Origin of the sequence: Microcystis ichthyoblabe FBCC-A1114 (genome assembly GCF_050500245.1) — a bacterium.
GTDB classification, from domain to species: Bacteria; Cyanobacteriota; Cyanobacteriia; order Cyanobacteriales; family Microcystaceae; genus Microcystis; species Microcystis ichthyoblabe_A.
The window spans coordinates 2,689,196-2,702,624 of sequence record NZ_CP191408.1 but is presented as its reverse complement, the minus strand read 5'-3'; the positions used below and the strand labels follow the sequence as shown (position 1 = coordinate 2,702,624).

Sequence of the window (13,429 nt, the reverse complement as noted above, 5' to 3'; positions counted from 1 at the left end):
ATTCTTTTTTCCACTTCAATCTAAGAATTGAGAAAAAAGCAAAACCTTATATTATACCATAAAAAAATTATGCAAGAGGTCTAGAATAGTATTAGGATCCTCAAAAACCTTGCATTATCCTTCTTTTAGTACATAAACTGGTACAAAAAAAGAGGGCAACAAAGCCTGAAACGACCGGCTCCTGACTCATTACACAAAATAAGCATCTTGTCAAGGGGTCTGCAAAAATTATTTTCCAACCAGCGGAAGAAGGGTCAGACGGTGGTAAAGCGATGATTGCGGCGGTAGTCGTCAAAAATCGGAATATGGAGTCAACTATTAGCTATACTTTGCACGGTTATAACTTGCATTTTTTACTCAAAGACAATAATATAGTTCAAGAGTCATAATTAGAAGCAAAGCACTCATTAAAAACATGATTAACCTAGAATTCACGGAAGAAGAAAAGAACTCACTGTATTATGAAAGATTTCATCATCCTCATCCCCGGGTTCAACTGAAGATGGAAGTTCTCTGGTTAAAAAGCCAAAAGATACCGCACAAAAAAATTTGTCAGTTAGCAGGAATCTCGCCAAATACCTTATTAACCTATCTTCGAGATTATCAAGAGGGCGGAATAGAAAAATTAAAAGAAATCAACTTCTATCGCCCTAAAAGTGAATTAGAGTCTCAAAGAGAAACACTCAAAAAATATTTCGAGAAAAATCCACCAGCCACAATAAATGAAGCTGTATATAGAATAGAAGAATTGACAGGGATAAAACGAAGTCCTACCCAAGTGAGGAAATTCTTAAAATCCTTGGGAATGAAATGTTTAAAAATAGGTTCTCTTCCTTCTAAAGCTGACCCAGATGAACAAGAAGACTACAAAGAAAAAAAGCTAGAACCCAGACTAAATGAGGCTAAAGAAGGAAAAAGGGCTGTTTTTTTTGTTGATGCCGCTCACTTCGTCATGGGAGCATTTCTCGGTTTTGTTTGGTGTTTTGAGAGACTTTTTGTTAAGTCACCGAGCGGGCGTAAACGCTTCAATGTTTTAGGAGCATTAAATGCAATAACTCATGAAGTTATTCTAGTTACTAATGACACTTATATTACGGCAACTCAAGTCTGTGAACTTCTTGAAAAAATAGCTGCTTTAGGACTAATGATTCCCATCACTCTAGTCTTAGATAATGCCCGCTATCAGAAATGTAAAATTGTTGAAGAATTGGCTCTTTCTTTGTCAATAGAGCTACTCTATCTGCCGTCTTATTCGCCTAATCTAAATTTAATTGAAAGGCTGTGGAAATTTGTCAAAAAGAAATGTTTACATGGTAAATATTATGAAAACTTTTCTGACTTTTCTTCAGCCATTTATGAATGTCTGAATGATGCCCATCTGAAACATAAAAAAGAACTGGATTCCTTGCTGACTCTACGATTTCAGAAGTTTAATAAATCTCAGATTATGAACGTCTAAAGTATATTTTGCCTCCTATTCACCGATAATAGCAAGTCTGACAATTTATCTGATCCTCACCCGGCCACGGCTGAACCCTCGTAGAAGTTGGACAAGGGGCAAAGTTTAATAGGGAATCACTGAATAGGCCGCCAGCTTGTTAGAGTATTGGGAGTAATTTTGAGCGAGCGATGATACTACAGCCTTTCCTTTCTTCCGCTTGGAGTCCTAATCTTACCCTGTTAGCCTCGGCAGCTACGGCCGAAACTGCCGATAGTGCCTTAGTTTTAGCCTGCGTGCTGCTGAGTTTGACCGTTATTTATTTCGCCTGTAAACTGGGGGGAGAAATATGCGTCCGATTCAACTTGCCTCCCGTGTTAGGAGAATTAGTCGGTGGCGTGATTATCGGAGTTTCTGCCCTAAAATTACTGGTTTTTCCAGAAGGAGGAGCGGGATTCGAGGATTCTCTCCTCATTCATTTCCTAGAATCCACCTCATCCCTCACCCCGGAGCAATCTCCCGCCGTTTTTAGTGCTGCCAGTGAGGTGATTTCCGTCCTCTCGGAATTGGGGGTAATTATCCTGCTGTTCGAGATTGGTTTAGAGTCAGACTTGCAGGAATTAATTCGCGTCGGTCCCCAGGCAGCTGCTGTGGCAGTGGTGGGGGTTGCGGTTCCCTTTTTGGTGGGTACTTTGGGTTTAATCTACATTTTCCATCTGGCCACCATTCCCGCTATTTTTGCCGGGGCAGCTCTAACCGCTACCAGTATCGGCATTACCGCCAAGGTTTTAGCAGAAATAGGGCAGTTATCGGCGAAAGAAGGTCAAATTATCATCGGGGCAGCGGTTCTCGATGATATTCTCGGTATTATCGTCCTCGCTGTCGTTGCTTCTTTGGTGAAGACTGGAGAAGTGCAGATTAGCAAGGTAATTTATCTAGTTATTAGTTCTAGCACTTTTGTGATCGGGGCGATCCTGATCGGTCGTTTTTTAAGCCCTTTTTACGTTCAATTAGTTAATAGAATGAAAACTAGGGGACAATTGCTCTTAGTTTCCCTGATTTTCGCCTTTATTCTTGCCTATATTGCCCAAGTTATCCAACTAGAAGCGATTCTCGGTTCCTTTGCTGCCGGCCTAGTCCTAGGGGAAACGGAAAAGCGATCGGAATTGGCAGAGCAAGTGTTCCCGATCGCCGATTTATTTGTACCGATATTTTTCGTCTGTGTGGGGGCAAAAACCGATTTAAGTGTGCTTAATCCCACTATTCCCAGCAATCGAGAAGGATTAGTCTTAGCGGCTTTCCTAATTGTCGTCGCGATTTTGGGTAAAGTGGTGACGGGGTTGGCCGTTTTCAGTAAGGAAAAACTCAATCGCTTGGCGATCGGAGTTGGCATGATTCCCCGGGGTGAAGTGGGTTTAGTCTTTGCTGGAGTCGGGGCTGCTAGTGGTGCTTTGTCCCCCGCTGCCGACGCGGCGATTATTATGATGGTGATCTTGACTACCTTTATCGCTCCGCCCCTGTTAAGGTTAGTATTTAAAGAACCTACCGCCAGCCCTCAATCAGTGATCAGTGAGCAGTGAGCAGTTACCAGTGGTAGTGTTAAGTGAGCAGTATTAAGTGGCACTAACAGTGCCGTCTTTTCATTGATAACAAGGGCCGAATCCAAATCCTAATTTGTTAAGCTAAAAGCTTTGATGTACTTAGTTTCTAACCTTATTTTTAGGTAGGAGAATTGCCAGATTCTTTTTTGGAGCCTCTTGCCTCTTACCTTCAGAAGCTGATAACTGATGACTGATGACTGATAACTGATCAGAAACATAGCAGACCATGCCAACGTCCCATAAGCTTGTTTTTATTGATAGTTATTCTCAGAGCATTAACGGAGCTATGGATGGCAAAAAATCAACAAAATAGTCCATTTTTACCGAAAAAAGGTAATTGATAACTGAGCAACGGGAGCATCGATCGTGAGATTTCATTGGTTATTCCTAAGCGCATTAACTTGGTTGCTGGTGGCGGCCCCTGCTTGGGCTGGCAAGCTCGTCTTTTGGCGATTCGACACCAATGAGAATCGTCTGGTGTTCACTACCGACAATCGAGTGCAACCGCGAGCGCAAATGATCACTAACCCCACCAGGATCGTGATCGATCTGCCCGGGATCAAGTTAGGGCAACCCAATATTAACCGGCCCATTGGCAATATCGTCAGAAGTGTCCGTATCGGTCAATTTGATGCGGAAACTACCCGTTTAGTGATTGAATTAGCCCCCGGCTACACTGTCGATCCTCAACAGGTAAAAATTCGCGGAATTTCGCCCACCCAATGGACAGTGGAATTGCCAGATCCCCAACCGATTAGGGAGGAAACGCAACCACCCGTTACCCCTGACCCCACACCTCCCCCCGATCGCGGTTCCACCCGTCCCACTCCCCCACCTCCAGTTAGCCAGACGGACAACAACGATGATTTTCAAGTCACTCGCAATGGTCTTTTTGTCCGTTTAGAGCAGAATGGTGATGAGCGATCGATTCGCAGTCAACGCAGCCGGGACGGCAAAAAAATCGAATTTGAATTACCCGGGGCCACTTTACCCAGCAGTCTCACCGGTCAAACTATCCCCGTCAATCGCTATGGGGTCGGCGATATTCAATTCAGTCAGACTGCCAATCAACGGGCCAAGATTTCCCTAAGTGTTAATAGAGATAGTCCCGATTGGCAAGCTCTCTATAGTCGTTTTGGTGGCTTGGTTTTACTGCCTAGGGGCGGTCTGGGTGCCGTGGATAATATCTCCTCACCTCCCCCCACTAGAGCGACCAATCCCAATCCTCGTCCCAATAATCCCCCCCCGAAAACTGCCAATAATCCCCCTTCTAGCAATCGTTTGGCGACGATCTCCTCGATCGATCTGGCGGGTAATAACGATCGCCTGTTAATTCGTGGGGATTCACCCCTGAAAGCTAACGGCAGTGTTAACCGGGATGGGGTCTATGAACTACGCATCGAAAATGCTAAGTTAGCCGAGTCTTTTCGCGGTCCGCGCTTTGGTCGCTCTAGTCCCATCTATCAATTACGGGTACGTCAGGAAAGTGTCAATAAGGTGCTGATTTTGGTACAGACCGCGGCAGGATTTCAATTCGGTCGCCTCAATCAGTCGGAAGGTCAAACCCTAGTCCTAGAATTGCTTTCCTCCCGCAATTCTGGCCCCGTTTCTCAGGTTCCTGACTCCACCACTATACCTGTCCCTTTACCCCCAGATACGGGGCAATTTAACCCACCGCCGCGCCCCTCTAACCCCACTCCTAATAATCCTCGACAACGCAATGGCCGCTTTTTAGTGGTGATCGATCCGGGCCACGGTGGTAAGGATCCGGGGGCGATCGGAATTGGTGGCCTTCAGGAAAAAAACGTAATTCTGCCCATTTCCCTAGAAGTTACCCGCATTCTGCAACAACAGGGCATCGATGTGCGTCTAACTAGGGATAGCGACTTTTTTGTCACCCTGCAAGGTCGCACGGATCTGGCTAACCAGATCGATGCCGATCTATTTGTCAGTATCCACGCTAACTCTATGGGGAAAGCACGACCGGATGTCAACGGCATAGAGGTGTACTACTTCGGCGATCGCCGTTTGTCGGACACCATCCATCGCAATATTGTCCGCAGTGTCGATATGCGCGATCGAGGGGTGCGTCGGGCCCGTTTCTATGTGCTGAGAACCTCGAAAATGCCCTCTACCCTCGTGGAAGTGGGTTTCGTTACTGGCGCTGAGGATGCTGCTAAATTAGCCAATGCCAACTTTCAACGACAAATGGCGGCGGCGATCGCAGGAGGGATTATTGAATATATTCAACGAAATCTCCGTTAATGATTAAATCATTGGAGCATTAGTTTACCAATCAAAAAATCCGTGTTTTAATATCATCAAATAAAGCTACTTTAGATCAGCGTTTTCCTCGATATCTATGAGAGAATCACAATTTAGTCCGATTGGTGTGTTTGATAGTGGTGTGGGTGGACTGACAGTTTTAAGGGAGTTGTATAAACAGCTGCCCCAAGAATCGATTCTCTATTTCGCCGATACCGCTAGACTTCCCTACGGAACCCGTTCTAAAGGGGAAATTATCGAATTTGTCCGGGAAATTCTCACTTGGATGGGCGAGCACCGGGTGAAAATGGTGATTATGGCCTGTAATACCAGTTCCGCCTTGGCTTTAGAAGAAGTACGGGCCGAATTTAAAGATTTACCAATTTTGGGGGTAATTTTACCCGGTGCCAAAACTGCCGTTAAACAAGGAAAGCGCATAGGGGTGATTTCTACCCCGGCTACGGCTAAAAGTAATGCCTATAAACAAGCAATTCAAGAAATCGATCCTACTGCCCAAGTTTGGCAAATTCCTTGTCCTGAGTTTGTCCCTTTGATCGAGGCTAACCGCATTTTTGACCCCTATACCACACAAGTGGCTAGGGAATATCTTCAGCCTTTACTGGCGGAAAATATTGATACTCTGGTCTATGGTTGTACCCATTATCGTCATCTTTCCCCAGTTTTACGTCGTCTTTTACCTAGTTCCGTGCGCTTGGTAGATCCCGCCGCTGCCGTTGTCCGAGCGGCGGAAAAAGAACTAGAATTATTAGGTCTCAAAAACCCCGAAACATCCCTACCTACTAACTTCGCAGTTAGCGGTGATCCTGACACTTTTGCTCGTTTATCTCGTCAATGGCTAGGTTTTTCTCCTACGGTAGAAAAGGTTTATTTACCCGTCCCCGTTTTATAACCGTTAGCCTTTTCAGTGAGCAGTTATCAGTGAGCAGTTATCAGCTGCCTTTTGCCTGTCCTGATATGTATCCTATACTCAACGGATTTAGTATCAAAGGGTTGGGTGAGGTGCAATCGTCTTATTCTAGGACGGTGAGGAAGATTAACGTGAAGGGGCAGAAGGACAATATGATGGAGGTGACGATAGTACCAGAAACAACTGACCAGTAACTAACATTGCGTTTAGCTGTAGCAGGTTCACAAGACATAAATATGAATTTTTGTAATAGCCAAGGCAGATTTGAAATTTCCCGATAAAGGATAGCGCTTTTCACGTTACTGAGGTATCGACAAGTTTTGCCAACAAAGGGTTTAAGCTCCTTGCCCATACCTCATTCTGATGAAAACTGCTATAGTCGAGAAGATAAGTACCTAAGCAAAATTAATTACACATTTCGATCAAGCTTTTGCCTCTTGCCTCTTGCCTGTCTTCACTAGGAAATTTATTTTGCATGACTACTTACTACAACCTACATTCCGCACTTCAATTTGTAGCATAAAAGAATTTGCGTCGAAACATCACTAGACTTAAGCTGAGGACAAATTCCCGCTTTACAAGCTAAAAAAAGCCTCCTTTTAGCCGATAACTGACGGCTACAAGCTTAAATTATTGTAAATCCTGATATTTGAATAACCCCATAAATTTTGATTTGCGTCCGTGTTCCTTAATTAAACTTTCCCGATAAGTTTGCCATTCTTCCCGTCTTCCCGACATATAAAAGGCATTACGAGCTTTTTTCAGCCATTTAATCGCTTCTTCGTAGCGATCTGCCTTTTTTTCGTCCAGTATCTTTTCCGCAGGAGGACGAGCGTGATCGATCACCCAGTCAGGATCGACGGTAGCAGCCGCATCCATTATCCGCCAAATTAGGTGAGACTGCACATAGGAATTATCAGAAACGACTTTAATTGCATCTCTAACTAAATTTTCGTGGAGAAATATATCGATTTTAGCCTCTGTGGAACGTCCACCGCTAAACTCGCGCAAGTAATCTAACAAGTCTAGTTTTAAATCGGGCCAATCTTCCCCCGCTAAAGACTCAATTTTTTGGTAATGGGAAAAGGAAGGTTGGTCTTGAAATGCCTTAATTCTAGCAGCTAAAGCTGTATCTATATCCCCTAAAGATTGCGCTAGTTCACTTGTCCAGAGAGCTAATTGATAATAATAATTTCCAGGGAAATTTAGACCACCCCTGGCAATTATGAGAGCGGATTCTGGTGCGGATTCATCGCGTAAAGCTTTGGCAAAAAAGAAGGCTTCATCGTTTTTAGTTATCATGTTTTTTGCCGCTGCCATCGCTTCCTCAATGCGATCAAGATAGACTAACTTAGTTAGGTATTCTACCACTTGTCCTGAAGCTAAAGCTAGATTCAAATACTCCTGATCTTTTTCCTGTTGCTCGAAAATTTCTAAGCGAATAGAAGTTAATGCTTGGGCATAATAGGGGATATTTCCTGACCACATTTCTGAAAAATTAGCCGATTCTCCCCGTAAAATCTTCTCTAAAACTGGATCGTCCCATCCCTGTTGTAAGGCTGCTAAACTCATCTCAAAATCGGCACTCCATTCATGCTGCCATTGCTCGATTTTTTCCCTTAAATCTTGCTTTTCTTGGGGATTAAATTCTTTGCTTAAAATTGCTGCCGTTAGAACTCGATCGATTCTAGCACTTAAATCATCATTAACAGCACCGTAATCTTCTAAATCATCCCATTCCTCGATACAGGCGCTAATAATTGCTTCTAAAATAGCGATCGCATTATCTGGTTCTCCCTTTTGATAATAATCTTTGGCCTCATCCACTAGGGCATAAATTTCATTAGAAATTGGATCTTCTTCGTAGTAATCTTCCTCGATCGCTCGTAGGGATTGCCGCAGTTCATTACGGACAGTATTACGATAAGCTTTGACATTAACAGTTATCTTCCCTACCGCTTTATTAAGTGGGGTAGCTGGCACTAAAAACTTATCAATTGTCTCGATAACTTCTGGGTGTTTAGCCACTAAATGATTAAGCAATTTTCTTAATTTACTTTCATCGATCGGTGTCAATAACTCCTCTAGAGAGGCTTTTTTAATAATTAATTCTGGTTGACGAGAACAGGTTAATAAAACCGCCACAATATGCTTACACCAACCCTCATAATCGTAGGGACAGGAACAGGAGACATTCTCAAGATTTTCTTGGTTAAAATCTATGGCAACTCGATAGGGTTTAACCTCACTACCACTCACTAAAGCTTGTAGATTTTGCCCCCGTTGCCAAAGAGAAATAACTGCACCGCTATCGTAATAATATTGACCGCGCTGATAGGAAGCATTGGTGCTATTTTGCCGGATAATTTTTTCATTGATAGGAGGAATAGTCATAGTCAGAAAAGGAGAGGATTGGGTGATAGAATCTTGTCTGTGGCCAGAAAACTGCCAGTAGGGAGCCAGACCACTGCATCAGCAACCGAGTTAACTTATCTTCAGTTTAGCCTAAATGTGCTATAGTGAAGACACTATGGAAATTAAAAATATTCCTCTGTCCCAAATTCGTCGTCCTTTACCGCGACAAACCGATCCCGAAAAAGTTAATCAGTTGATGCAATCGATCGCTGAGGAGGGATTACGAGAACCGATCGATGTTTTGGAGGTGGATGGTAACTACTACGGGTTTTCTGGTTGCCATCGCTTTGCAGCTCATCAGCGTCTCGGTAAAGAAACAATTCTCTGTCGAGTTCGTCGCGCTCCTAAATCCGTTTTAGCTAAACACATCGCTTAAGCTGAGAAGTCCCATGAATGAGTCCTTATATAAATATCATCGGCAAAAATTAGAGCAGTTAATGGCAGAAATTGGCTGTAAAAATCTGGAAGAATTGAGTCAGTTATCGGATCTATCTTCTTGGCAATTGCAGAGAGTTTGCCATGGTTTAATCGCTAAATTATCCTCTGAATCTTTGGTTAAATTAGCTAATGGGCTGCAGCTGCCAGTTAGCGATCTCCTCGCTCATTTTCAAATTCCGACGATGGGGCCAGAGGATCATTCAGGGGAATTAAAAATTCTCGAACAAGAGTATCAAAATTTACAGCAAAAATTAGACCAGCAAAAAGAAGAATTAGCCGCAGAATTTCAACGTCAAAGCATCGAAGCGATCGAATCTTGGTTAGTTCAATGGCCCACGGCCGAGGCCGTTGCCCGCAAAAATCCCGACCTAGCAGCCGTCAAAATCCTCTCCCTAGTTAAACCGATTATGCAGTTACTGGATCGCTGGGGAGTGCAACCAATTGACAGTGTCGGTGATCATGTTAGTTATGATCCGCAAATCCATCAATTGATCGATGGTCAAGCGGAAACAGGTACACCTGTTCTAGTGCGTTATCGGGGCTATCGTCATGGGGAAAAACTACTTTATCGTGCTAAAGTGAGTTTAATTAAAGTAGAAATGCCAGAAATTCAACCAGTAGAAACAGAAAATGTCACCGCTTAAAGTGATAATTCTTGCAGAGCTTTGGTGATGCGAAAAATTCCCCCGTGGTCTGCTTTTATCGAAAAAATCGGGTCTAAAACCTCGCCTTAAGGCGAAAAGTTTTTGGAGCGGGGCATAAATCCCCATTACAAAACTAATGGCGGCTTGATAACCGCCCCCTGAACGGTTAAAATGAGATTATGAGTGATTCGGAGAAAAAAATATGTCATACTACGATGACTGTTTTGACCACATTACTGATCCTGTTCAACGGAATTCTGTTCGCCAGCAATGGTTACAGATGCTTGACGGAGGTTTATCTGTTGCCGATGTTAGGATGCTCCTAGATAAGTACCCAGATTTTCGGTTTGCGGTCGAGGAGTTTGTGGAACGACATGGATTACTATTAATACATCAAAATGGTTTAACTGAGGTCATTAATGCTTTGCCGGAGTTTAAAAAAATTGTCTATACAGAATTAGCGAATGTCTCAATGTCTCGGGACGAGCTAACCGAAATCGCACATACCTTTCCCGACTTAAATTTTATAGTCAAACCGAAACTAGAGAAACTCGACAAACAAGAACAAAGAGAAAAACAAGAAGCTGAGCGTCGCCGTCAAGAAGCTGAGCGTCGCCGTAGAGATATTAACGAAATGTATGATAAATTCTATCCAGAAATAGAACAATATATTTCACGGCAAGTTGACGAGATATTAGAAAGGGTATCCGGAAAGGAGGGATGGACGGCAATAGATAATTTAGAATATAAATTATACTACAGTTGGTTAAATTTCCCAAGAGATTATACCGATAGCCGCACAGGAAAAAAATTTTTTCTAGATGAAGAAGCAGGTAAATTTTTTTATGAAAAGCTAAAAGGAAAGTTCAAGGATAGACTGGGTGGACAGGGTTTTCTTCATGGTATTGATGTCGTGGCAAACATCTTCTCTCTTTCCCATGAAATCAAGGAGAGGATTAGGAAGGACATAGCTTACAATGAAAGCTTGATGAGAGGAGTATCCATCGGAGACTCTTATACTGAAAACATCGCACACTAGCCTCGCCTGTAGCGACTGTCTTGATTGTCAAGTTTGCCATGTTCTGGCAAGCCGTAGATTGGGTTGAGCAATAATAACTCTTGTCTGTCAAACGTTAGCGACGCTTAAGCGAAACCCAACCACACCAATATCGTCAAGAATGTTGGGTTTCGCTCAAACCATTGAATTGAGCAGTTTTCTCCTTTCTCCTTTTCTCCTTTCTCCTCTCCTAAGTATTAAATCGCTCAACCCAACCTACAAGCTGAAGAATAATAATTCAATTTGTATTTGTGCTACTTTAAAAATATGAAAGCAACGATCCGAAACGTTAAAATTAGCGAAATCCCCACAGCGATCGAGCAGTTAGGCTTGTCCGCTCATGCGTGTGTCGATTTCACCATCGAGAATCATGAGATGACGGGGAACGAACAGGACGAAACCACCCAAACCTTGATGGAAGTGGTGAATGAAATTCGTGCTTATGCCAAGAGTCAGGGATTGACTGATGAGAAGTTGGAAGAGCTTTTAGTAGATGAATCGTGAACCCATAGTTATCGATACGAACGTCTTTATAAGCTTCGCCTTAAGCAGTACGACAACACCAGCTTTGGCTGTAGAATACGCGATTAATAACTTTATTATTCTGCAAAGTCCCGCAACCATAGGCGAGTTGGTCACAAAACTTCTTCTCTCAAAGTTCGAGAGGCACATTACACTGGAGCAGCGCCGACAACTGCTAGTAAGAATTTTGGAAATTTCGCTGCTGATTAGACCTACTCATTAAGAAAGGCTATCACCAGCGATGGTATATTTTGGCCATAGTATAGCTCGCTAGTTTAGATTTGTTCAATTGGAGAAATAAGATTAGATAAAATTTCGTTCCATTTTAATTTATGAATAGTTTGTAATTCCGAATCTATTTCAATCAGATGGGAATAGCTATTGACAAATTCTTCTGGAGATGATATCAGTCTCAGATAATATTTAATTGTCGGTATAATACCATTGGTAATTATTTGACAACCATGATTGTTTTTGATAGTTTGAATCTCAGACATGATTAACTCCACTTCTGGGGGTTTAACATCAAACGATGATAGGATATAATATCTTCTCGGATTAAATTTGATAATTTTATCTTTGGCAATTCGGAGAATTTGTAAATCAATGTACTTACCATGCTTAATTTCAATAACTTCTACTAATTGTTTATTTTTATCAAAAATCTCAATATCTCCTGCACTACCAGAAGTTAGATCATAAGCTGTGTGACTGCCTAGGGGTTTTAATGTGCAGGATTTGTATCTTTCTACTTCTATAATTAACCTTTGATAAATTGCATATAGTGCTAAAACAGGTAATTTGGAAGCTCCGCGAGTTTGATAATTGAAACTAAAATGATTTTCTAGGCAACTGCTCAAAGTGTTGATATCAAAAGGTTCAGGATTATCTATCTTCAAAATTTTTTAATCTTTTGGGTCTGGATAATCTGATTAACTTGATGAAGTAAAAGCCTTAAAATAACTTCAGCTTGTTGAGGATTAGTTTCAATAAAATTAATTAAACCCAGAAAAGCATCTTTGGTTTTTTGATTACTAATTTTACCTTGATAATCTAAAGTATAGGGAAAGGGTTGTTCTAAAGAACGAGTTAGCCAGCCACTTTCTGCCATAGCTGGTAATCCCAATTGTTTCAAGGTGGGAGTAATATACTGAGTATCAATAGTTCTTCCTGAAAATCCTCCAGGTAAATTAGTTTGATGGTATCTAATATCTTGATTAGGATAGAGAATTTTATGAACTAATAAAGTTATTAAAACCGTATAAACTCCCTTTTGTTTTGAGCAATTAGTAGCAATTTGTTGGATATAGTTTTGATAGAGTTGAGGGGGCAGTGGTTGCCGATCATCTAAATTTAAGGATTGGTCATAAATGTCTAATAACTTTTCTTTATGGTTCATAAAATCTAATCCGATAATTTCCAATTGAATATTCTGACGAGAAAAAGAAAACTCCTTTAAGGATACTCTAGAATTGTTTTCAAAAATATGTCTCTTAATGGCAATAGCCAACTCTTGAATCATGGGAATACAAACCGAATTACCCACCTGTTTATAAGACTCAGCTAAGTTAGGATGAATTTGAAAGCTATCGGGGAACTTCATCAGTCGATAGCATTCTTGGATAGTTAATTTACGCACCTGATCTTGTTCGGGTATATAAATAAAAAAACGTCCAGATGTTTCCTGAGATGGTATAGTAGGATGTACTCCATCGATCGAATAAATTCGGTTAGGTTGATGATGAACCCGGGATAAATGTTCTGTATTTGGTCTGATACCTTTTTTCCAGATAGTTTTATTGCGATAACCGACAAAAATTAATCCTGATGGTTGTAAGGTAGGATTATCAATGAGAGTATATTCTTTTTTATCTAAGTATTCAAAATTGCCTTGAGGAGACAGAAAATCGCGTAACTTAGGTATTGGTGAAGTATATTTTAATGAGTTGAAATTAAATTTTTTATTTTGGGTAGCAATAATAATAATTCTTTCTCGATTTTGCGGCACACCAAAATCCTTGGCATTTAAGAGCTTATAATCAACTAAATAAGTACCTAAGCAAAATTAATTACACATTTCGATAAAGCTTTTGCCTCTTGCCTATTGCCTCTTGCCTGTCT

The 13,429-nt window shown here is 41.6% G+C and carries 12 protein-coding genes; 9 read left to right on the top strand and 3 right to left on the bottom strand.

Going from position 1 to position 13,429, the window contains the following annotated elements:
• Positions 1-415 precede the first annotated feature (415 nt).
• The 4 genes from ACQY1Y_RS12890 to murI all read left to right on the top strand — a co-directional run bounded on the left by ACQY1Y_RS12890 (position 416) and on the right by murI (position 6,214).
• A complete protein-coding gene (locus tag ACQY1Y_RS12890) occupies positions 416-1,459 on the top strand; it encodes an IS630 family transposase (protein ID WP_069474877.1) in 1,044 nt (347 codons plus the stop codon).
• Positions 1,460-1,629: 170 nt separating this feature from the next.
• Positions 1,630-3,018, top strand: a complete 1,389-nt coding sequence (locus ACQY1Y_RS12885; protein WP_430012888.1) for a cation:proton antiporter — start codon at positions 1,630-1,632, stop codon at positions 3,016-3,018.
• Positions 3,019-3,405: 387 nt separating this feature from the next.
• Positions 3,406-5,304, top strand: coding sequence for an N-acetylmuramoyl-L-alanine amidase (locus ACQY1Y_RS12880; protein ID WP_193976987.1), 1,899 nt, complete (start codon positions 3,406-3,408; stop codon positions 5,302-5,304).
• Positions 5,305-5,401: 97 nt separating this feature from the next.
• On the top strand, positions 5,402-6,214 hold the full coding sequence (murI, locus tag ACQY1Y_RS12875) for a glutamate racemase (protein ID WP_002752872.1): 813 nt from the start codon (positions 5,402-5,404) through the stop codon (positions 6,212-6,214).
• Positions 6,215-6,862: 648 nt separating this feature from the next.
• Here murI and ACQY1Y_RS12870 read toward each other — a convergent pair.
• The gene (locus ACQY1Y_RS12870) at positions 6,863-8,626 is read right to left on the bottom strand and encodes an SWIM zinc finger family protein (RefSeq protein ID WP_123229954.1); all 1,764 of its coding nucleotides are present in this window, start codon (positions 8,624-8,626) and stop codon (positions 6,863-6,865) included.
• A 115-nt stretch (positions 8,627-8,741) separates the two neighbouring features.
• Between ACQY1Y_RS12870 and ACQY1Y_RS12865 the strand changes: the two genes are divergently transcribed.
• From ACQY1Y_RS12865 to ACQY1Y_RS12845, 5 genes are all read left to right on the top strand, one after another.
• Positions 8,742-9,023: a ParB N-terminal domain-containing protein gene (locus ACQY1Y_RS12865; protein WP_002765183.1), complete on the top strand. Its 282-nt coding sequence runs from the start codon at positions 8,742-8,744 to the stop codon at positions 9,021-9,023.
• A gap of 13 nt (positions 9,024-9,036) precedes the next feature.
• The gene (locus ACQY1Y_RS12860; RefSeq protein WP_430012887.1) at positions 9,037-9,729 is read left to right on the top strand and encodes a hypothetical protein; all 693 of its coding nucleotides are present in this window, start codon (positions 9,037-9,039) and stop codon (positions 9,727-9,729) included.
• A gap of 202 nt (positions 9,730-9,931) precedes the next feature.
• On the top strand, positions 9,932-10,768 hold the full coding sequence (locus ACQY1Y_RS12855; RefSeq protein ID WP_430012886.1) for a hypothetical protein: 837 nt from the start codon (positions 9,932-9,934) through the stop codon (positions 10,766-10,768).
• Positions 10,769-11,053: 285 nt separating this feature from the next.
• Positions 11,054-11,290, top strand: coding sequence for a hypothetical protein (locus tag ACQY1Y_RS12850; protein ID WP_002743252.1), 237 nt, complete (start codon positions 11,054-11,056; stop codon positions 11,288-11,290).
• Positions 11,280-11,531, top strand: coding sequence for a putative toxin-antitoxin system toxin component, PIN family (locus ACQY1Y_RS12845; protein ID WP_024971065.1), 252 nt, complete (start codon positions 11,280-11,282; stop codon positions 11,529-11,531). Before ACQY1Y_RS12850 ends, ACQY1Y_RS12845 begins: the two co-directional genes overlap by 11 nt.
• Positions 11,532-11,583: 52 nt before the next feature.
• On the opposite strand, the gene ACQY1Y_RS12840 is transcribed toward ACQY1Y_RS12845, so the two are convergent.
• Together ACQY1Y_RS12840 and ACQY1Y_RS12835 are read right to left on the bottom strand one after the other, a co-directional pair.
• Positions 11,584-12,207, bottom strand: a complete 624-nt coding sequence (locus ACQY1Y_RS12840) for a hypothetical protein (RefSeq protein WP_430012885.1) — start codon at positions 12,205-12,207, stop codon at positions 11,584-11,586.
• Positions 12,204-13,316: a DNA cytosine methyltransferase gene (locus ACQY1Y_RS12835; protein ID WP_430012884.1), complete on the bottom strand. Its 1,113-nt coding sequence runs from the start codon at positions 13,314-13,316 to the stop codon at positions 12,204-12,206. The genes ACQY1Y_RS12840 and ACQY1Y_RS12835 overlap by 4 nt, the downstream gene beginning before the upstream one ends.
• Positions 13,317-13,429: the final 113 nt, after the last annotated feature.